Origin of the sequence: Dictyobacter aurantiacus (assembly GCF_003967515.1) — a bacterium.
GTDB lineage: Bacteria > Chloroflexota > Ktedonobacteria > Ktedonobacterales > Ktedonobacteraceae > Dictyobacter > Dictyobacter aurantiacus.
Genome location: NZ_BIFQ01000001.1, coordinates 15804 through 36460, shown reverse-complemented (window position 1 = coordinate 36460; position 20657 = coordinate 15804). Strand labels below are relative to the sequence as shown.

The 20657-nt window shown below is 52.2% G+C and carries 21 protein-coding genes; 7 read left to right on the top strand and 14 right to left on the bottom strand.

Annotated features, from left to right (window positions below; all coding sequences use genetic code 11):
- The first annotated feature begins 186 nt into the window (after positions 1–186).
- Positions 187–1020 (top strand): ATP-binding cassette domain-containing protein, encoded by an 834-nt coding sequence (locus KTT_RS00175; RefSeq protein WP_126594061.1) that lies wholly within the window; start codon positions 187–189, stop codon positions 1018–1020.
- A complete protein-coding gene (locus KTT_RS00170) occupies positions 1020–2279 on the top strand; it encodes a sugar ABC transporter permease (RefSeq protein WP_126594060.1) in 1260 nt (419 codons plus the stop codon). Before KTT_RS00175 ends, KTT_RS00170 begins: the two co-directional genes overlap by 1 nt.
- A 1288-nt stretch (positions 2280–3567) precedes the next feature.
- Here the strand turns inward: KTT_RS00170 and KTT_RS00160 are convergent.
- Positions 3568–3792, bottom strand: coding sequence for an integrase core domain-containing protein (locus tag KTT_RS00160; protein ID WP_126594058.1), 225 nt, complete (start codon positions 3790–3792; stop codon positions 3568–3570).
- A 167-nt stretch (positions 3793–3959) separates the two neighbouring features.
- Entirely contained in the window at positions 3960–4472 is a 513-nt protein-coding gene (locus KTT_RS00155; RefSeq protein WP_126594057.1) for an IS3 family transposase, read from the bottom strand.
- Between the two features lie 278 nt (positions 4473–4750).
- Between KTT_RS00155 and KTT_RS00150 the strand changes: the two genes are divergently transcribed.
- Positions 4751–5167 (top strand): IS110 family transposase, encoded by a 417-nt coding sequence (locus tag KTT_RS00150; protein ID WP_126594056.1) that lies wholly within the window; start codon positions 4751–4753, stop codon positions 5165–5167.
- Positions 5168–5194: 27 nt separating this feature from the next.
- Here the strand turns inward: KTT_RS00150 and KTT_RS00145 are convergent, their stop codons facing one another.
- The 8 genes from KTT_RS00145 to KTT_RS00110 all read right to left on the bottom strand — a co-directional run bounded on the left by KTT_RS00145 (position 5195) and on the right by KTT_RS00110 (position 14882).
- Positions 5195–5803, bottom strand: a complete 609-nt coding sequence (locus KTT_RS00145) for an SMI1/KNR4 family protein (protein WP_126594055.1) — start codon at positions 5801–5803, stop codon at positions 5195–5197.
- Between the two features lie 59 nt (positions 5804–5862).
- A complete protein-coding gene (locus tag KTT_RS00140; RefSeq protein ID WP_268904487.1) occupies positions 5863–6210 on the bottom strand; it encodes a DUF6262 family protein in 348 nt (115 codons plus the stop codon).
- 97 nt (positions 6211–6307) lie between these two features.
- The gene (locus KTT_RS00135; RefSeq protein WP_126594053.1) at positions 6308–8074 is read right to left on the bottom strand and encodes an ISL3 family transposase; all 1767 of its coding nucleotides are present in this window, start codon (positions 8072–8074) and stop codon (positions 6308–6310) included.
- A gap of 433 nt (positions 8075–8507) precedes the next feature.
- Positions 8508–10352: an ABC transporter ATP-binding protein gene (locus KTT_RS00130; protein ID WP_160145543.1), complete on the bottom strand. Its 1845-nt coding sequence runs from the start codon at positions 10350–10352 to the stop codon at positions 8508–8510.
- On the bottom strand, positions 10345–11187 hold the full coding sequence (locus tag KTT_RS00125) for an ABC transporter ATP-binding protein (protein ID WP_126594051.1): 843 nt from the start codon (positions 11185–11187) through the stop codon (positions 10345–10347). The genes KTT_RS00130 and KTT_RS00125 overlap by 8 nt, the downstream gene beginning before the upstream one ends.
- Before the next feature lie 42 nt (positions 11188–11229).
- Complete coding sequence (locus KTT_RS00120) at positions 11230–12213, bottom strand: ABC transporter transmembrane domain-containing protein (protein WP_126594050.1); 984 nt, start codon at positions 12211–12213, stop codon at positions 11230–11232.
- A 491-nt stretch (positions 12214–12704) separates the two neighbouring features.
- Positions 12705–12953 (bottom strand): hypothetical protein, encoded by a 249-nt coding sequence (locus KTT_RS00115; RefSeq protein WP_126594049.1) that lies wholly within the window; start codon positions 12951–12953, stop codon positions 12705–12707.
- Positions 12954–13520: 567 nt separating this feature from the next.
- Positions 13521–14882: an IS110 family RNA-guided transposase gene (locus tag KTT_RS00110; protein ID WP_160145542.1), complete on the bottom strand. Its 1362-nt coding sequence runs from the start codon at positions 14880–14882 to the stop codon at positions 13521–13523.
- A gap of 43 nt (positions 14883–14925) precedes the next feature.
- Here KTT_RS00110 and KTT_RS00105 point away from each other — a divergent pair, with 43 nt between their 5' ends.
- From KTT_RS00105 to KTT_RS00090, 4 genes are all read left to right on the top strand, one after another.
- Positions 14926–15591: an alpha/beta hydrolase gene (locus KTT_RS00105; RefSeq protein WP_218030795.1), complete on the top strand. Its 666-nt coding sequence runs from the start codon at positions 14926–14928 to the stop codon at positions 15589–15591.
- 152 nt (positions 15592–15743) lie between these two features.
- Positions 15744–16694 (top strand): ring-cleaving dioxygenase, encoded by a 951-nt coding sequence (locus KTT_RS00100; protein WP_126594047.1) that lies wholly within the window; start codon positions 15744–15746, stop codon positions 16692–16694.
- Positions 16695–16737: 43 nt separating this feature from the next.
- Entirely contained in the window at positions 16738–17568 is an 831-nt protein-coding gene (locus KTT_RS00095) for an alpha/beta fold hydrolase (protein WP_126594046.1), read from the top strand.
- A gap of 85 nt (positions 17569–17653) precedes the next feature.
- Positions 17654–17929 carry a ubiquitin carboxyl-terminal hydrolase 14 gene (locus tag KTT_RS00090; RefSeq protein ID WP_126594045.1) on the top strand — a complete coding sequence of 92 codons (276 nt, stop codon included), beginning with the start codon at positions 17654–17656 and terminating at the stop codon, positions 17927–17929.
- Positions 17930–17939: 10 nt separating this feature from the next.
- Here KTT_RS00090 and KTT_RS00085 read toward each other — a convergent pair whose 3' ends face one another.
- From KTT_RS00085 to KTT_RS00070, 4 genes are all read right to left on the bottom strand, one after another.
- Positions 17940–18863 (bottom strand): transposase, encoded by a 924-nt coding sequence (locus KTT_RS00085; RefSeq protein WP_126594044.1) that lies wholly within the window; start codon positions 18861–18863, stop codon positions 17940–17942.
- Positions 18864–18869: 6 nt separating this feature from the next.
- Positions 18870–19292, bottom strand: a complete 423-nt coding sequence (locus tag KTT_RS00080; RefSeq protein ID WP_126594043.1) for a hypothetical protein — start codon at positions 19290–19292, stop codon at positions 18870–18872.
- A 133-nt stretch (positions 19293–19425) separates the two neighbouring features.
- Positions 19426–19959, bottom strand: coding sequence for a DsbA family protein (locus tag KTT_RS00075; RefSeq protein WP_126594042.1), 534 nt, complete (start codon positions 19957–19959; stop codon positions 19426–19428).
- Between the two features lie 174 nt (positions 19960–20133).
- Positions 20134–20589 (bottom strand): Dps family protein, encoded by a 456-nt coding sequence (locus KTT_RS00070; protein ID WP_126599302.1) that lies wholly within the window; start codon positions 20587–20589, stop codon positions 20134–20136.
- Between the last annotated feature and the right edge of the window lie 68 nt (positions 20590–20657).

Below are 20657 nucleotides of genomic sequence, written 5' to 3'. Positions count from 1 at the left end.
ACAGCTCTTGGACCTATAGAAGCCCTGGTACCGTGTTCAATGACGTGTATCAGGGCTTCCATATTGTCAGTAGCAAGAACAAGAAGCAGAAGAAATGCGCCTCGTGGAGGTGTAAAAAAGTAACAACAATAGAGTTCTTGTTAACGTAGCTGTCCTCTTTTCTTTTTACTTAACAGAGAGGTTTATATGGCTGAGAACAAACAATTGCCAGAGAGCCAGAAGGAAAAAATAGCAGCCAGAGGAGCAGAGCCTTTACTGCGTATGGTTGGCATTGGAAAGACTTTTGGAGCTGTTAGAGCTTTATCTGGTGTAGATTTTGAAGTATACTCAGGCGAAGTAGTGGCCCTCGTGGGTGACAATGGAGCTGGTAAATCGACGCTCGTCAAAACAATCTCAGGAGTGGGGCCAGCGGATGAAGGTGAATGTTTCTTTGATGGGCACCCTGTCGTCATCAATAGTCCTCAGGCAGCGACGCGGCTTGGTATCGAGACCGTCTATCAGGACCTGGCCTTATGTGACAATTTAGATGTCACCTCAAATCTTTTTCTAGGACATGAGATCCGTACGCCATACAGAACGCTTAACTCCACTGAAATGGAAAAGCGTGCGCTAGCAGTATTGAAGACGCTGGATGTAAAGATTCCTTCTGCCCGAGCCCTGGTTGCAGCACTATCAGGTGGGCAGCGCCAATCTATAGCCGTAGCCAAAACTATATTGCGCCAGGCAAAACTTGTCATGTTGGATGAACCAACAGCAGCTCTGGGTGTTGCCCAAACTCGTCAGGTGCTGAACCTTATCAAACGTTTGAAGGATCAAGGCTTAGCGGTAGTAGTTATCTCGCACAACATGGTCGATGTCTTCGAGGTTGCAGATCGTGTAGTTGTCATGCGCTTAGGGAAGCGTGTAGCAACGTTTGATGCCAAGAATGCCACAAGTGGCCAGGTTGTAGCTGCTATGACAGGCGCGGATTATAGCACTATAGGTGGAGAAAAGGCCAGTGCTATCGGAGGTAATGAGTAATGAGTGATATTGTAGAAAAACATGGGGCAGACGCCAGTACTGAACAAACTCAGGTAGCCGCGAGCACAGTAGAAGTTCCCAGCTATCAGCCTCGCCAGACATTTGGCCAAATGCTGAGGAACGACCTGGGTTTTTTGCCAGTTCTGTTCACCTTGATTTTGATCGTTGCCTTCTTTCAAATTTTGAACCCGATCTTTTTGCAAGGTGAAAACTTTACGAATATCCTCTTGCAAAGCGCCTCGCTAGGTATTTATAGTTCAGGTACCGTACTGGTTCTTTTGTTGGGAGAAATAGATCTATCGGTAGCTGCTGTAGGAACGTTATGTGCTGTAGTTATGGCCATCCTTACCGAGCGTCATGGTTGGTCAGCTGGTCCTGCGATCATTATTGCGTTATTGATAGGGGCTGCTGCTGGCCTGCTTAATGGTATCTTCGTAGCAATACTTCGTATTCCTTCATTTATTGTTACGTTGGCTTTCTTTATCATATACTCAGGTCTGCTTCTTTTCCTTCTCGGTTCCCAGACAACGCAGAGTGTAGGAGATCCCTTTGTTCTTTCACTGGCGGGTACACCAGTCAGCTACTTTACGGATGTTCTGGGTGTGGGTTTACCCACACTGGCAGTATTGGCATACGTTGCCAGTCTTATTTATGACTATTTTACTCGTAAAAAAGCTGGCTTACGCACAATGTCAATGACGCGGCTAATTATTCAATCAGTGATAGCTATAGCTATTGTAGAAGTTGTAGTTGCTCTGCTTGAGAATTATCAGGGCGTACCTTACTCTATGGGTATTCTCTTTGGGCTCATCTTACTGCTATGGTTGGTTCTCACGAAAACATCATTTGGGCGTCATGTCTATGCTGTTGGAGGTAATGCGGAAGCCTCGCGTCGTGCAGGTATCAACGTAGTAGGTATTCGGATTGCTGTTTTTGTGCTATGCTCAGCGATTGCTGCAGTTGCTGCTATTGTCGATACATCGAGGCAAAATGCGGTAGCCAGTGCTATTCCCTCCATGTTGCAGTTGGACATCATCGCTGCAGCTGTTATTGGTGGTGTTAGCTTGTTTGGTGGTCGTGGTTCAATCTGGGCTGTAGTATTGGGTATGTTCATTGTGCAGTGTCTGGATAACGGTCTGTCACTGCTAAATCAGACGACGGATGTACAGCAGATGATTGAAGGATTGGTGCTGATTCTAGCTGTTACTTCTGATGCTTTAATTCGTCGTGCGCAGACACGTAGTCGCAGCGGCAAATAGGAGATCTTTGTAAAGGGTATATATTGATGTAAATTTGTGCATCAATATATACCCTTTACAAACTTGCAATTGGAAGACTTCTGAGTGCTGATCCAGGATCGGCATACTTTATGCTCCACAATGTCCAGCGGGAGCATAGAGATCACACAGTACACGAGGGGAAGTTGAGGTTACGTCTGTAAAGCGTGCGGTATGGTCATGAGCCCGGGTCAAACTGACAGGAGAGCCAATATGACCAACTGTACTTTTTAAGACAGTTCCATAGGCGACATCCCCTCGCACCTGTGTGAATTGAAGTTCCATCCTGATACCAGAGATAATGGTATTATTTTGTATGGTGTCACAGGGTTGAGGGGTATCTGTATTACACCAGCTATAGGTTCGAGCTGTATAGATAGCGTCTCCATTCGTCTGGATAATTAAAGCTGCCCCATGACTATACCATGTGCCAGCGAAATCTTGGAGTTTAGTATTAGGGCTTGAAGTTATCCGTGTTGTGTGAGGGGTTATGCTAGGATTAATTGCAGATACCTCAGTGCGGCTACCTGTAAAAAAGAGCACAATAATTACAATTATTGTACTTAGTACTATGAAGTGTAGAGGAATAGAATGAAACTTCATAAGCTGTGCCTTTACCTGTAATTGAAGAGGTCATTACGTACGATCTGGAGTAAAAGTAAACACCTTACAGGAACATTTATCCTCTTACTGATAGTATACTCCTAATGATTGCAGATTTCCAAATGAGTGGGTGGCAGGATGAGTTTCCGCTATGATGGGTATGATAGACCCCAGCGTCAAGGCACAAAAGAGGGCAAAACGAAGGTATCTTTACGAGAAGTGTGATCGATACAAGAAAAGGGGCTAGAAGAGGAAGGTGGGTCTTTTTATAATGGTCCCATAAATTAGGATCTCCGTCATCTTCCGTGCTAAGCTCATGCGTTTCGGCAAGCACCCGATGTCGTAACAAATCAAATCCGGCACGCCCATAAGATTGACGTTTGAGTAGCTTGAGACGATGGACTTGCTCTTCAACCTGATCTTGACTCCAATCGTAAAGATGTCCGCAACAAACATCCAGGCAAAGAAAGACACCATGGACTTGACCCGTTTTTGTAGAGTGCCCAAAGGTGAGAGTTGGACAAGAGGAACGACGTAAAAACGCCAATAAAACGCATAGACATAAGTGGTGAAGAGAAATACATTACGTATACGTAACATCAATATTTCATCATTAAAGAGAATGATAGCATATATATCTCCCTTTGCCAATTTACTCTCTTTTCTATCATTCCCCTCCTTCTTCAAAAATAAGTGGACTGAGGTAGCCTAATGCAGAATGACGCCGTTTCCGATTGTAAAATGTTTCCGGGTAGCTGAAGATGGCTTGCCTGGCATCTTGTCGCGTCTGGTACGTCTGACGTTCGACACACTCCGCCTTCAGTGTTCCGAAAAACGACTCCATCATGGCATTGTCATAGCAATTGCTTTTCCGGCTCATGCTCACGCGCATTCCATACCGCTTCAAGAGCGCTTGATAGCCTGGGTATACTGGCTGCCTCGGTCAGAATGGTGCAAGAGGCCTGCTTTTGGGCATCGGCACTCCAGAGCCATCAGCAATGCCTTGCGTATCAACTGCTCATCGCGTTGCTGATCCATAGACCAACCCACGACGCGGCACTAATAGACATCAAGCACTGTGGCCAGATACAACCAGCCTTCGCGTGTGCCAATGTAGGTAAAATCACTGACCCAGACGCGATCTGGTGCCTCAGCGGTAAACGGTCGTTTGACAAGATTGGGCGCAAGGGGAAATGAATGCTTGCTATTCGTTGTTTGCACGCGGGAGCGCCGTTGCTTGGCGCTGATTGCATGCAGACGCATCAAGCGAGCCACACGCTTTCTTCCACACGGTATGCCTTGGTCTCGTAACGCAACGTGAATGCGTGGACTCCCATAGACAGATCGATGCGCATGAAAAATCTGCTCAATCTTTTGCAGCAGCAGCTCATTGTCCTTGGCTCGCTGACTTTTTTCCCGTTTGAGCCAGGCATAATATCCGCTTTCCGAGACCGAAAAGGCTGCGCACATTCGCTTGATCGAAAAGTCCTGTTGATGTTCAAACATGCATTGGTACTTCATCATGGGTGTTGCGCGAGGATATGCACTGTTTCGGACAGAATCTCTTAAGATATCTTGATTTTAATAAGGAATGTATGTACGCTTGTGAATGGAGAAGCACAACTGGGTCGCCCCCAGTTGGAAAAGGCTTCGCAGAATCCTATCACCGTTTTGGAGCTTGACTCTTGAAAAAAATCTGGGGGGCCGTGCTCGTACACCTGATACGAGGTTGAAGCCATACTTCTCGTCCGAAGTTGGTTGAGGCACGCCCACGAAGTCTCGCTTCTCCACCCTAACGAGCATTTTTTCAGCTTCTTCATCACCTGGCGAGTCTACAAGGAGGTTGGCTCATGGCTCGAAAAGCAGTCTTTCAGGCGCAACTAGTCTCTCTTCCTATGCTCGCCCACGAAACGTTGTATGTGGGGATAGATATCGGTAAGAAGACACACGTTGCGGGATTTCTTTCTGTAACGTTGCTCACTCGCCATCAGCGCTTTGAACATTGTCCTGCTCTCACTTTTGAGAACTCGCGAGAAGGCTTTCGCTCTCTTATCGACCGTATCAGAACCTACGTTCCCTTGACCCAGGTCCAAGCAGTCCTAGAAGTGACCGGGCATTATCACCGAGCGCTGCTCCAGTATTTGCAAGAAGTGGACATCCCGAAATCTGTACCGCCGAACCCTCGCCCCTGTTCATACCTTGCACTGCACGTTGTAGATATGCTCACAAAGAACACTGTAGTAGTTTCTTTTCGCTGGCCATTGTAGCATACGTTGTTTCCTTTTGTAAAAACCCTAATGAGAACGTTTTCCCAAAAGAGAGACATATACTTTCGTTGCGTGTTCCCAGTCCAAATGAGCCTGTATCCCATCTACCCACGTTTCCAACCATTGTTGAAGAGAAAACGCCTCGATAGCCCATTCGACGAGAAAATTTTCATTGCTATCCATGCGGAAAATGGGAAGGTCTAACGAAAAACAGTCCAGGCAAGAATAGATATTGCACCCCCAATCACACAGGATAAGCACACGCTCAGGCCAGAGTGCTGGCTTCTCTTCTTCTTCGATAAAGTATTCATCAATGTCTTTTTGGGAAAATGCTTTCATCCCCTGATACTCTGCTACTAACGATTCCATACCGTAAACTGCATTGGGTGGGATTTCATTCAAGGGCAGCAAACCGTATCCCGGACCAAAGCCTCCATTCCCCACTTCGAGATAGATTCTCCGCAACAAGGAGGGCAAAGCAAAACCCAGTTGGGTTTCTGCCTGAATGAGTTCCTCTTCAGTGACTGGTGAACAATTCCTCTGGGGACGCCAGGTCGGTTCTCCTGTTGCATGACGACTGGTCTGAATGATTGCTTTCAGGCGCTCAATCAAGAGGTTCTCTCTCTGTTCTTGCATATTCAAGTCCTTTTCCTTGAAAAATCGGGTGACCTGTGCTCACATCGCTTTTGCGTGTTTCATTCCTGCTTGTACAATGGCACGTACGCAGCTTCAAGCTGTGCTCTCAACTCGCGATTCTCTTTCGTGAGTTCTTGAATCCGCCTTTGCAGAGCGGCTATCACGGCATCCTTTGACGCGTTCGAGGATTGCTCTTTGAGCGGGATACGGACAGACGTTTTGGGAAATTGCTGGTTTCGCAAATGAATAATACGCATTTTCAGATCCTGGTGTGCGTAGAGCCAGGCGGTCGATATGCCAGCAGTTTCGGCTACGGTCTTGAAGTTGATAGGACGCTGTTCTCGTAGGAGCAAAGCAATCGCTTCCTCTGCTGTTGTTGATAAAAGAAAAGGGGTTCTCCACCACAAAAAGTGAGCTTGGTTGCTGAAAGAGAGAAAAAGACTTCGGTGAAGCGTGAGTTGGTGCTATCTCGTGCTCTCAGGAGAGGACGAGCGCTATCAGAAACTACGCTTGAGAAAGCACGCGTAGGCGCAATAAGTCGAAATTTGCACGTCCATAGACCATGCGTTTTTGCAGTTTAAGCCTGGCTACTTGCCCTTCGACCTGACCATTACTCCACTTTGAAAAGAAGGCTGCATGTACTGCTGCATAATCGCGGCGAATCCCGGAAGCAAAACGCTTGATCTCGGCAATATCACTCTGTCCAGCAGTCGCAAGCCATTCGTCCAAATCCGCGCCTCTCTGCTCAGAGAGCATCGAAACAAATTGCTGAGCGAGGTGATATACGTTATCCAGATCAGGGTGAGCCTCTCGAAGCTGTAAAACATACCTTTGATCTTGTTCATGCAGTTTTTCTGGCGGACGTACACAGATCCAGGAAGCTCGTGTTGGAGAGAGACGCTGTTTTGGGGTGGATTGGACCGACGAGACAGGAGGAGAACAAGCAGCCAAAGCCGAAGATGTGGGGACGCAGACCTGTTCTTGTCTCTGTTGTTTGCGAAGCTGCGTGATGAAGAGCCGAAGTAAAGGCTCCGAGCCAGTATATCCGGCCAGTGTGATCTCGTGGTAGATCTGGGTTCCGTTATGGCATCCTTGTGCCCAGCGTTCCAAAATCAGGGGTCTGTAGGGATCAAGAATGCTCGGCTTGGGCAAAGAAGGGACCCGTTCAGGGAAGCCCTCAGCCTGAATGAATTGCATCACCTTGTGGCGAGAGAGTTGCAAACGACGGGCAATTTCACGTCCAGAAAAGCCTTGCTGGTGGAGCTCTCGAACCGCTTCATAGCACGCATACCGTCGTGCTCGGCTCGCTTGTTTGCGTTCTTGCGCCAATGTCACCTGCGTTTGAGAGGTAGTTCGATCTTCATACTCTCGCAACCTCGCTGACATCTTGCGAAAAAGAGGCTTCTCTTGATCGGCAGGAGGAGAAACAGAGGAGGCATTCTTTGGTCTTCCTCGCGCTTTTTGTGGAATGGCATCCGAAACAACTTCCTCGGCTTCTGGAAGCAAGGTATGTTTGCGAAGCAGAAAATCACGGAGATGTTCGCGGAGATTTTTTAACAGGTGAAATCGATCCGCAACTTCGAGTGCCTGTGGTGCTCCTTTTCGTACCGCCTCAGCGTAGGCACCTGCGCGATCTCGGCTGACAACCTCAATTTCTGGATGAAGCCGTAACCAGGCCTCCACTGTCTCGGCCTTGCGGTCGGGGAGGATCTCGATGGGGCATCGCCGCTCAAGATCGACGAGAATACTTCCATATGTCATACCTTTTCGCCAGGCCCAATCGTCCACGCCAAGAATCCGAACGGCATCGGGAGTTGGGACAGACCGCTCGCGCATGCGACGAAGCAGCGTCGTTGCGGTGACTGACATTCCCAACTTCGGAGCCAAACGCACTCCTGCCTCTGCACAGGTAGCAAACCCCAAGTCCTGGAGAGCTTGGCGCAAACGGTTGGTCAGGCGGGCATACGAGCGCACGAAATTTGGCATGCGCTCAGTAAAAATTTTGTGAGAGCACGCTGGGACTCCGCAGATAAATTTCCGCACAGTGAGAGCCAGGGTCACCTGACGGCCGCCGCTTGGAACATCGGCGACCAATCTTCGATATGAACTATGTATTCGTTCTGAACGCTGCTGGCATCCTGGGCAGAGGGCGAAAGGAAGATGGCAGGTAATGCCCACCACCAGGCCAGTGTCTGAGGCTTCAACGCCCAAAATGCTGATCCCGTCGAGGAGAGGAAAAAATGGAGAAGAGATTGTGTCTGGATTACTCATCGAACTGCACTCCTTGCCACGTGTGTCTCACAACCACGTATCGATGACAGTCTATCAAATCTCTGCAGCTTTGTTCAAGCAAGCAGGCTCACTTAATGTGAGGATGAGCCAGAAAAGGGAGCCAACTGGCCACATTTGCTACAGAAAAGGGAGCCAGAGGAACGGGGAAGGGGAGGAGTGATAAGGAAAAGAGAGCCAGAAGAGGAGCAAGGGTTCCTTTTTTTGTGGGAGGAGGGTGGAGAATGGAGAGAATGAGCACGGTGACGTCGTGCTGTGTGCCCCAGCGTTCCCACGCGAGGTGCTCCCAGATGAGATGGTACGTGGGAGGCGTGCTGTGCCAGAGGCGCTGTGCCAGGGGAGCCTGATGGCAGGCATCAGACTTCCCTTTGGTGACCACACTGCACCGATGTCGACGTGTTGACCTCGATGATGATTATTGATACCAGTGGGCCTGGATCTTGAACATTGCTGCATAGAGGCCATCGTGAGTGAGCAGTTCACTGTGGGTTCCCTCTTCAACGATGTGCCCGTTTTCCAGCACGATGATGCGATCGGCCAGGCGGGCGGAACCGAGGCGATGCGAGATGAGCAAGGCCGACTTGCCGTGCGAAACGTCACGAAACTGGCGGTAGACCTCCACTTCCGCACGAGCATCGAGCGCGGCTGTCGGTTCATCGAGGACCAGTACCGCAGCATTCCGAAGATAAGCGCGAGCCAGGGCCAGCTTCTGCCATTGCCCACCGGAGAGATCCTGCCCGTTCTCGTCGTAGGCTTTGCCGAGCGGCGTCTCATACTGCTGGGGCAGGCGCTGAATCATCTCATCAGCCCCGCTTTTCAGCGCCGCACTACGGATAGCCGGCTCATGAGTGAGCTGCCGTAGATCACCAAAACCGATATTCTCGCGAGTGGTAACTTGATAGCGCATAAAACTCTGAAAGACCATCGCGCATTGGGTGCGCCACGAAGTGAAATCGAGTTCTCGCAGGTCTTTCCCGTTCACAAGAATACGTCCTTCGGTTGGCTGGTAGAGACCGAGCAGTAGTTTCGCAAGTGTGCTCTTACCGGCGCCATTCTCACCGATGAGCGCGATCCGTTCGCCGGCCTGGATGCGCAGGTTGAGATTGCGCAACACAGGGTGTTCTGTGCCGGGATAGCTGAAGCTCACCTGCTCAAACTGAATGGCCGGCACGTTCGGGGTTTGTTGCGCTTTCCTGTTGCCGTTTGGTGGTTGTGATGATTGCACCAGGTCCAGGTACTCGAAGATATCTTGAATATAGTGCATGTCCCGGTCAATGGTTGCGATGTCTAATAAAAAGGTAAAGAGAAACTGCTGGAATTGGATGACCGCGTTGAAGTAGGTCGCGTATGCTCCTAACGAGAAGCTGCCCGCTGCCATCAGCGCCACAACGCCGAAGAGTGTGAGGCCAAGGGTGAGTGTTTGACCAACATCACCGATGATGCTGGTCACGACCAGTTTGCGCTCTTGTTGTAAGCGGTGATCGCGTAAGCCGTTAAAAATGTGGCGTCGCAGCTGCAGAAAATGCTCCTGTATATGAAACAGGCGCAGTTCCGCGGCGGCTGGACGAGTGCGCAGCATCTCTTCGAAGTAGTTGAGCCTGCGTTCGTCGCTGGTCAACTTGCGTTCAGCGAGGTAGCGCTGCTTGTGATGCCGGATGATCATGGTGAGCGGAAGGAGCGTGCCGATGAGGAGTAAGCATGGAAAGAGTGGTGAACCGAGGGCGACATAGAAGAGCAGGCTCACGATCGAAAAGAATGTGGCTGGTGTCTGTACCATAAATGCCAGCGTACTAAAGATTTGATTATCTACCCCTTTTTGGGCGCGTTCCAGCTGGTCATAGTAGGCTGCAGACTCAAACTGTCCCAGCGGGAGCTGTCCGGCGTTCTTCAAGAGACGCTCCTGGATACGCGCCTTCAGCAGTTCCTGAACACCAAAGCCGATCCAGTGTTCAGTCTGCAACAGGAAAATCCCTGCAATATAGGCCAGCAGTAAGAGCACGAGCCAGACGAGCACCATCGAAAGGCGCTCCTGGCCATTGATGAAAGAGAGCGCACTATCGATCAGATGGCGTAAAAATACGAGCTGCACGACAGGGGCCACACCGGTCGCAAGCGATACCACAAGCAAGAACATCACTTCTTTGCGTCCCGACTGCCAGAAGAGGAGGAGCAGGCGGGGCAGAGCGCCCCAGTTCCCTCGTAGTGCGCGCAGCATCTGCCCTGGTGTTCTCTGTTTGGGGAATGATGTCTGGCTACTCATGTGCTGTCCCTGCTTTCTCCTGATACCATTCTGCCTGCATCGTGTAGAGCTGGGCATAGGATCCGTTGGACGCTAGCAGCTCATCGTGGGTGCCCTCTTCCGTAATGGAGCCCTGGTGCAGGAAGAGAATACGATCGGCCAGGCGGGCGGAACCGAGGCGGTGCGAGATGAGGACAATCGTCTTGCCCCGGGCGACATCACGGAACTGGCGATAGACCTCGTATTCTGTCCTGGCATCGAGTGCGGAGGCTGGTTCATCCAACAGTAAAAGGTGCGCCTCTCGCAGATAGGCGCGCGCAATGGCGAGCTTTTGCCACTGGCCATATGAGAGGTCGTGCCCACCCTCGAATTCTTTCCCCAGGAGGGTTTGATAGCTCTGAGGCAAATGCTCAATAAATTCGGATGCACGACTCATTTCATCTGCCTGTTGGATCGCAGCAGGGTCATCTTTTTTGTCCAGCAACCCCAATCCGATATTGTCCTGAACGCTGAGCGGGTAGCGCATGAAGTCTTGGAAGACTGCGCCAACCTTCGCACGCCAGGAATTGAGCTGCATGTCATGCAGATCGATACCGTCAACCAGGATACGCCCGCTATCGGGTTGGTAGAGACCGAGTAACAGTTTCGCGAGTGTGCTCTTGCCCGCGCCATTTTCTCCAACCAGCGCAATGTGTTCGCCAGGTTGGATACGCAGGTTGAGATCGTGCAACACCGGGTGCCCCATACTTGGGTAGGTGAAACTGACGTGTTCGAAAAGAATGTCCCGGGTCAGCGATGGAGCGGCAGGACCAGCCTCATGAAACTCCTCGCTTTTCAGCTTCAGAAATGCGGGCACGTACTGAATCTCTTTGGTGGAGCGATAGGCATGTTCGAATTGCTATTGGAGATTGCCTGCCAGCGTATGAAATTGTTGCAGACCAAGCAGTAAGGCAATGAAAGAGCCAGCTGTAATCTGGTGATGGACAGCGGCATACAGCAGCATGAGCAGGCCAAAGCCCAACAGGCTGTAGGTGAGGATACTCACTCGATTGATCACAAAGAGATAGTGTAAGCGAAGTTTCGCCAGGCGTTTCATCAACTCGTCATTGAGGTTACGCCAGCCTGCGATGATATGACCTTGCAAACCATAGAGGCGGACCTCTGCCGCCGCGTCGCGTTCGGTGAGCAGGCTGCGCCAGTAGGTTAACTGGCGTCTCTGTGCTGTCTGCTCGTAGTTCATGGACATAAATGCTTTGTTCGCCGTAAATCCCCACGTAATGAGCAGGATCTGGCCGAGAAGAAGCACAGGTAGAATTAACCAGTTGACCTGACCGAGGAGGAGCAGCACGCCGAGTGCTCCCAGGATACTTTGCAGGAGACTTTGTATCTGTTCGCCCCAGAAGTTGCTGAATTGACGAATACCCTCTAATGCTCGCTGTCCGGTATCATAGATCTGGGGCTTTTCAAAGCTTGCCAGGGGCAGGCTCACCGCTTTACGATAATAACTACTCAGCAAACGATCACCGACGCGCTCTCTCAAGAGTGCTCCCTGGTAGGGTTGTAGACCTTGAATGATATTGCTCAGCAGCATAATGCCGAGCAGGAGGAACAACCAGATCAGCGTGGTATTCAGCTGACCCGATTGCAGGAGTGCAGGCCAAGCGACAGGTCCGGATGATTTGGTTGTATGTAACACTATGACACTATCGATCAGCGCGGAGGTGAGAAAAATTTGGAGCGCAGGAAAGGAGCCGACGACACAGCCCAGGATGAGCGTGAGTGTACAGAGGAGAGGGGCGGTCGTGAACATCAACTTGATACAGAACCAGAGGTCGTGAAAGTGAAAGTTGAACCAGGTGAAGGGAAAGATTTTTTTGGCCATGCTGTCTCTATTTCTACTCACGTGAAGACTCACTCGCTTTCGTGAGATACTGCAAATATAGAGATCTACGCTCTACGTTTCACAGAAACAAAACCACGAGAAGCACCACTCTCTGCTGCGACAGAAAGAAAAACCTTCATATGAGGTTTTTTTACAAGCTTTGAGGTGTATATCAAAGTATAACTGTAAACGCGAAAATTAAATGAGCACGTTTTTTCGTGGTGGCATGGGGAGAAGTAGGAAGGGGGGAAACGAGAGGGAAAGAGCTTGGGGAGAGGGAAGAAGGCGGTTGAGGGAGAAGGAGAAGTGTTCAAAAAGCGAAGAAAAAAGCAGACCAAATAAAAATGGAATTGACTGTGCCAGCCTCCTTGTGTCATTGTTTGATCGATAGATGAGATGAATTTGTGAACACTACGTGAGAGGGGAACCAGGTGAGCAGGACCGGTCAGCGTGCCGGTCCTGCTCACTGTTGTGTGAGAGGAAGCTGGTCGCTATGGCTCCACTGGTGTGCGCAGGAAGGCGGCCAGTTGGGAGGTGTGGATGGTGGTGTTCGGGCACGACGTGAGCAGGTGAGCGACGATGCGCTGGAGATCGGTGTCGAACTGCTGGGGGCGAGGCAGAGGCATGGCCTGCAGGCGTATCCAGAGGGCATCGGTCGAAGTGTCGTGCAGGCCGAGCAGGGCGCGTTGCTGTGCGAGCGAGAGGCCAGTGTGCTGACGAGAGAGGTGTTGTCGATACAAGAAAAGGGAGCCAATTGGCCACGTTTGCTACAGAAAAGGGAGCCAATTGGCCACGTTTGCTACAGAAAAGGGAGCCAGAGGAATGGGGAAGGGGGGGAGTGATACAGAAAAGGGAGCCAGAAGAGGAGCGAGTTTTTGGGGGGATGGAGGAAGGAAGGAACCTCACCAAGGTCTGTTGGAGACAGAGCTTTCCACTCTGTTGGACTCAACCCGTGTAAAGGAGCGCACTTCGCTGTTGTTCTGCTCAAAAAAGGCTGCCTCGTTAAAGATCTGAGCTCAAGGCTGGTTGGAGTCCATGATGAGTGATATCTGTGTTTTCAGGTGGAGTACGGTGGTACCACTTGTCTAAGGTTCATAACAACCTGGCTGGAAATTGCTGAGGATTTCCAGCCAGGTTGTTATGAACCTTGCACAACAGCTTGACTTAGATTTGTTGCCCATAGAGCTGGCGTCTCCTGAGATTCCCCTTCCACCCACGCCTCAAGCTTTTCTGGAAGCTTGAGGCTCCCTACCCCCTTTCCCTCGTGGTTGGAGGAAGAAAACGAGGAGGCTCTCATTGAGAGGGCATTACAACTTACCTGGAAGTTGAAGAATCTTTCTGGGCAGCGTATTGGGCTTGAGCGAGCAATAGGAGCCTTCTTGATGCTTGCGATGGGCCTCTCGGTCATAGAGCATCGGAGGAGGAGGCGTTTCTCCTGGGGGCACCTGGGAGAGTGTTTCCTGATCCGTCTTGAGCAAGGCATAAATCATTGAAGCCATCTGTCCAGCTATTCTACCGAGCACCTTTTTCTTGCCTCGATACTCCTTGGTCTTCTCGTCGTAGGTGCAGAGGCGAGGGAGCAAGCGCCGATAGATCCTAGCCCATTCACAATCGAGAGTCGTTGCCCGCGCCGCCATCAGAAAGAGCATTTGCTTCATGGGGCGGACCCCTCGGGTTGAGAGGTTGGTCCGATCCATGGTAACCCCAGTCTGTTTTTTTCTCGGAGCCCAGCCGAAGTAGGACTTGAGTTCACATGCCTTGGCAAAATTGGCAATGTTGCCAATGGTGGCAATGATAGTTGCAGCTTGTACCGGTCCGATTGGAGGGATGGAAAGTAAGATCTGACCTTCCCGACAGTTTTGGACAATATCCACAATGGCCGTTCGGAGATCCTCTAGGTGCTGCTGAACGAGCTGAAGTTCTTTGATCAGCAAGCCTTGTTCAAGCACAAGACCTCGTTGTCTATCAAGATCAGTGACTCCAATGGTTGTGTCGGCCAACCGCTGAAGTTCAAGCAGTTGGGCATCAGAAGGAAAAGTTCTCTGACGGGCCGCACGTAAGTCGCCCAAAGAAGCCACGCCGATAGCGTGTGGGGTTGGGAACGCAGAGCGAAAGGCAAGTGCCGTAGGCAAATTCGGGTCGCGGAAGACTTGAACCAGCTCAGGGAAGAGTTGATCGCAAATCGCCGTTAATTTATTCCGATATTGGGTACTCATGTGGCCCAGTTCATACCGATGGCGCATCACTCCTTGGAGTTGGGCAGCCGCGCTAGTAGGAGGCTCAATCCGGCGTACTAATTGCATTTTGTCCTGAACCTGGGCTCCTAGTTCAAGCTGGGTGTAAAGCGCATTGGCGAGGCTCAGTGCATCCCGTTTATCCGTTTTGAGCATGCCCTCCACTCGCTTTTGGACATGCACGCGGTACACGGTAATATCCAGATCAAGCAGGTATTGTTCTAAAAGCCGGTGGTAATGACCGGTATGTTCCAACAAAACAATGGTCTGTTCGAGCGGCACATACTCCCCAAGGCGCTCGACAAATGAGCGGAAACCTTCTCGTGATTGTTCGAACACAAAGGTTGGGCAGCCTTCAAAATGCTCATGGCGTGTGAGCAACGTTCGTGAGAGGAAGCCTGCAACATGTCGAAATTTTCCGATATCGACCCCCACGTAGAGAGTTTCCTGTGGAAGCAGATGAAGTGGAGTCAGCTTCGTGCGTGCCTTTGTGGATGGCTCAAGCTGGAACAAGGTGATTTCGTTGCTACAGAGCAAGGGCCTCAATGTGCTGGCGGTACAGAACCCGATGACATCTTTACAGGATGATATTGATACTACGACGCGCGCGCTTGCCTCGCTGGCGGGACCGACGTTGCTGGTCGGTCATTCCTATGGTGGCAGCGTGATCAGCGGGATCGGGGCGCAGGCAAGCAACGCGGCGGGCCTGGTCTATATCGCGGCCTACGCCCCTGAAGAGGGGGAGAGCGTGCTGGACCTCAACGGCAAGTTTCCGGCCTCCCCGGCCTCGGCGCACTTTGTTCCCTCCTACCGCGATGGCTTTGTATGGATCGATCCACCAGCCTTTGGCGCCAACTTTGTGCAGGACATCCCCGAGATCGAGGCGCAAGGCCTCGCCGTGGCGCAGAATCCGACCGCGCTGGTCAGCTTTGAGGTACCAGCACCCGTCCCCGCCTGGAAGCGTCTCCCCTCGTGGTACCTGGTCTCGAAAAACGACCGTACCATCCAGCCGGAGGCCGAGCGCTTCATGGCCAGACGCATCGGCGCCACCACGCGCGAGATCGCTTCCAGCCACGCCTCGCCCGTCGCCCATCCCTACGAGGTCGCCGATTTCATCCTTCACGCAGTCGCAACGGTGCGCTAGCTATACAGCGAGAGATGAAACGATGGTTCGGCGATAGGTAACGATCTCTGAGAACGGAGGTCCGGCAGCTATACTCTAAATGAAATCGCAATTCGATAGGTGCTCAGGTTCAGAAGCCTGCAGCGAGCTATTGTAGAAAGGAGGAACTGCGAATGCAACATAGTCTTCTCGGTATCCATCACGTTACCGCGATCACGAGTGATCCGCAGCGCAATGTCGATTTCTATACCGGTTTCCTGGGACTACGCCTGGTCAAGGTGACTGTGAACTTTGATGATCCTACCTCATATCACCTGTACTATGGTGATCAGCAGGGGCATCCAGGCACGATTATGACCTTCTTCGCCTGGCCGGGCGCGCCCCGTGGGCGACAGGGGACAGGACAGATCAACGCGACTGCTTTCTCGGTACCTCAGGCTTCTCTGGGATATTGGATCAATCGCTTACACGAACATGGTATCCAGCATCAAGGACCAACGCTGCGCTTTGGCGAGCAGGTTCTCACACTGCGCGATCCCGATGGCCTGGCCCTTGAGTTGGTGGCCCACCTGGGTGAACAGGCGGCTCCCGGCTGGGACAACGGCGTCATCCCCGCCGAGCACGCTATTCGCGGCCTGGCCAGTGTGACGCTATGGGAAGATGGGCACGAACAGACCGCCCGCTTCCTGGTCGACACCCTGGGTTTTCGGCTGGCGGCGGAGGATCAGCATACGTTCCGCTACGAGCTTGGGACCGGCGGATCAGGCACCCGGGTAGACGTACGCAATGCCCAGGGTTTCTGGTCGGGATCGGTCGCCGTTGGCACGGTCCACCACGTTGCCTGGCGCGTCGCCAACGACGAGGTGCAGCAGCAGTGGCAGGAGCAACTCGATGCTCACGATGTCAACGTCACGCCGATACTGGATCGTGAGTACTTTCACTCAATTTATTTCCCTGAACCCGGCGGCGTGCTCTTTGAGATCGCGACCGACCCGCCCGGCTTTGCCATCAACGAAACGGTTGAGCAGCTAGGCACCAGCCTGCAGCTGCCACCCTGGCTGGAAGAGCAGCGGCCACTCATCGAGCAAACACTGCCCCCGTTGCGCTACAAAACGCAACAGTAAATAAGAAGCAAGTTAAGATATTAGTAACCAAGGAGAAAAAATTATGGGTACTGGCACAATTACGACCAAAGACGGCACGACTATTTTCTACAAGGACTGGGGTACGGGCAAGCCGGTCACCTTCAGCCATGGCTGGCCGCTCAACGCCGATGCCTGGGACGATCAGTTGTTCTTCCTGGCTTCTCATGGCTATCGCGTCATCGCGCACGACCGTCGTGGTCATGGTCGTTCCAGCCAGACATGGGATGGCAACAACATGGATACTTACGCCGACGATCTGGCCGAACTTATCGAGGCCCTCGACCTGCGCGATATCACCATGGTTGGACATTCCACGGGTGGCGGCGAGGTCGCCCACTATCTTGGGCGCCACGGCACCTCACGCGTCTCCCGCGCGGTCCTGGTGGGGGCGGTCACCCCGCTGATGCTCAAGACCGAGGCCAACCCCAAGGGTACCCCGATCGAAGCCTTCGATGGCATTCGTGCCGGTGTCGCCGGTGATCGTTCGAAGTTTTACCAGGATCTGAGCAGCCCCTTCTTTGGCGCCAACCGACCCGGCTCCAAGGTCTCGCAGGCCCTGCAGGACGCCTTCTGGCTCTGGTCGATGCAGGTAGGCCTTAAACCCGCCTACGATTGCGTCAAAGCCTTCTCCGAGACCGACCTGACCGAAGACCTCAAGCGCATCGATGTGCCGACGCTGATCGTGCACGGCGACGACGACCAGATCGTGCCGATCGAGGCCTCCGCCTACGAGGCCGCCAAACTAGTCAAGGACGCCACCTTGAATGTCTACCAGGGCGCCCCACACGGCCTGACCCTGACGCATAAAGATCAGTTTAACGCCGATCTGCTCTCCTTCCTGCAGGCGAAGTAGGATAGGAACCACCTCATCAATGGCGGACGTTCAAGTGGAGAGAGCCGGGAAGCTGGCTCTCTCCATTTCACTTAAAGGAGAAAAAATGGCTAAAGGTTGTACGCATCTGGATCAGATGCAAGATGTGACGCCATCGAGCCGTGGATGCGAGGATTGCCTCAAGACGGGCGATAGCTGGGTTCACCTGCGTCTCTGCCTTATCTGCGGCCATGTCGGATGCTGCGATTCCTCGAAGAACAGGCATGCGACCCGGCATTTCCACCAGACCAATCATCCCATTATCCGATTCTTTGAACCAGGGGAAGAATGGGGATGGTGCTATATCGACCAGGTAGGACTGGACCTGTCGTCATTAGCATAGTAGACATGAATCATCCCGAAAAAGGGAAAAGCTGAACGTAGGGAGGATAATAGAGCCAGAGAAAGCTCAACGCCTCCCGAAGTCGATAGAGCGGAACGTCAAACTGACGAAACCGTTCGCCCGTGCGAGGACACCACTGCTTGAGCAGGTGTCCTCGCACAGCGTCAAAAGAGGGCTGAAGTAAAGAGAGCAGGAACGCAAAGGCCATAGCGGCAATCATCAACAGTCTCTGGCGTGCTTCCCACATCCAAGAGCGTGGACTCTCAAAGCCCGACTCGCTTTTCGTGTATCTCCAGGTCATCTCGATTTGCCATCTGCGCGCATAGTGGTCGACGATCTCCCAGATCTGCTCGGAGGTGTGGATCTCTTCATTCGTCAGTAAATACCACGGCAACTGCCCTTTGCCCGGACGCGAGACCACCAGCCAGAAGTTCCCAGCCACCTTGGGATGGTGAACTGGGACGGCCAGCACGCCTCCCTCGATCCAGCGATGCAAGTGCCCATTCCACTGCAGACGTGTGCTTTGGCTGCGTTTGCCTCGGGTGATCATCCAGGCTTTGCGCCGATTCCAGACCCAGCCATCATGCTCACTGAGCAGATACTCTTTGGGCCAACGCATCACGAAGCGGATGCCCAACTGGCAACATTCTTCCAGCCAGGGTTGACCAGCAAACCCTCGATCAAAGATATGGACGACCTCACGGCCCCATGCCGCCATAGCTCGGCCCAGCCACCAGAGCTCTTCACAGCGACGGTGCGTAGCAAACTTGCTCCACCATTGCATCCCGGCAAGCACGGCAGGTTGTTGCAATCCCACCACCACCAACCCCAACCATTGCATGCCTGGCACAAAGACGGTGCCTTTGGGTGGCTGATAGTAGCCGGGCTTGATGCGCGTGAGGCGGCGCGTTTTACTCGAGCGCGCCGAGCCCAAGCCTTCTCATTGGCTGCTTTCAGGCTTTTCCAGCATACTTTCATCCCACAGCACCAGCGGCGTTTGCTGCTGCTCCCGCAGGGCTTGGATGTAGGTGGTGGCTTGACGCCACAAAAAGCGTTCGAGCAGACAAGCACACCAGCGGGATGAGCGCAACAGGGAACTGAGTCGTTTGGTGCCGGCGGGAGCATGCTCTGGGGAAGCGATAAAGGCGCCCAATTCGCTCAGCAACAGGTTCTTGGCACGGTCGCGAAAGACAATGAGGGCGAGAATCGTGTCCACAAAGGTGCGAACCAGCCGGGCATCGAGCGTCTCGTCTAACTCACGGATAGCGGGAGCAAGAAATTGCTGGAGCGCCTCCAGCATCGTGTTAGACAAGCGACGTTGAGCTTGCTGATGAGGCGTGGGCGTGTCATACTGATGATACATACAAACCTCCTGGGTGATGACTGATTGGGGTGTTTTTCTTCTCAGTCTCTCCCAGGAGGCTTTCTTTTGCAATCTCATCCCCTAAAATTTCGGGATGATTCATGTCTACTATGATAATGACGGCATCTTTTTGTTATTGTATGGCTGTGAGCGCGGCCAATAGGGCTTCTTGTTGCCAGGAACCGCTGTATAAACGGCTATTAATAAAGAATGTCGGTGTTCCCTGCACGCCGCTCTGTTCGCCTCCTTCGACATCTTTCTCGATGCGCTCCAGGTTACGCCGGATCGTCATATCGCCTGTATACTGCTGAAGGTCAAGTCCCACCGTTTCCGCCAGCTGCGCCAGGTCCGCATCTCGCAGGGCGTGTTGATGGTGAAAGATGGCATCGTGCATCTGCCAGAACTTGCCCTGGTTATCGGCTGCTTCGGCGGCCAATGCCGCATGCAGCGCATGGGCATGGATCTCGGTGAGTGGAAAATTGCGAAAGACAAAACGTAACCGATCGCCCAGTTGTTGTTGAATGGCCCGCACAATTACTGTTGATCGACGTGTATATGGACATTCATAATCACCATATTGGACCAGCGTGATGGAGGCGTTGGCCGGTCCCTGGCTGTGATCCAGGTCGGTGACCGGTATCGTAAGGTGTGTGTACTCCTGTGTCACTCGTTCTGTCCTTTTCTATGATGCATCCCCTTGTTGCATCTCCCCATTGTAGAGATATTGTGCCATATATGAGTATATATTGAAGCAGCCACCGCGGATGAATCCGCGGTGGACTATGTGACTCTATATGGGCATCAATGCCTCCATGTTACACATTTCCCGGCTGTGTCCTTTTTATCGTCTGGCCAGTTCTGCCAGGAACCAGCGCCGTTTCTCGGTTTCGTCCAGTAGATTCTCCAGGACACTGGTGGTGGCGATATCATGGCATTCGCTGCTGATGGTATGAGCTTCGCGCAGCAACTGGGCCAGGATTTTTGTATCCAGCAGTAAACGGCGAACCATCTCCAGGGTATCAACTCCGGTCTCATTATCATCTTCGATCCGTTGCAGCTGGCTGATGTGCCCAACGCTGCGAATGGTCGTGCCACCGATGCGCCGCACTCTCTCCGCCAGGATATCGATCGTGGCGTAAAGCTCTTCTGCCTGGGAGTCAAAGAGCAGGTGGTAGTTGTAAAAGTGGGGGCCTGATAGGTGCCAATGGTAGTTTTTGGTTTTGATAAAGAGCGCCGTAACTGTGGCGAGCGTCTGATTGAGGATCTCGCTTACCGCCTGAATCTGCAGTTCTGTCATATCTGCTTCGGTCGTCAGATACGTCGCGGATGTCTGTTTTTCTGCTGTCTTTTTGTATGTTGTTCCCA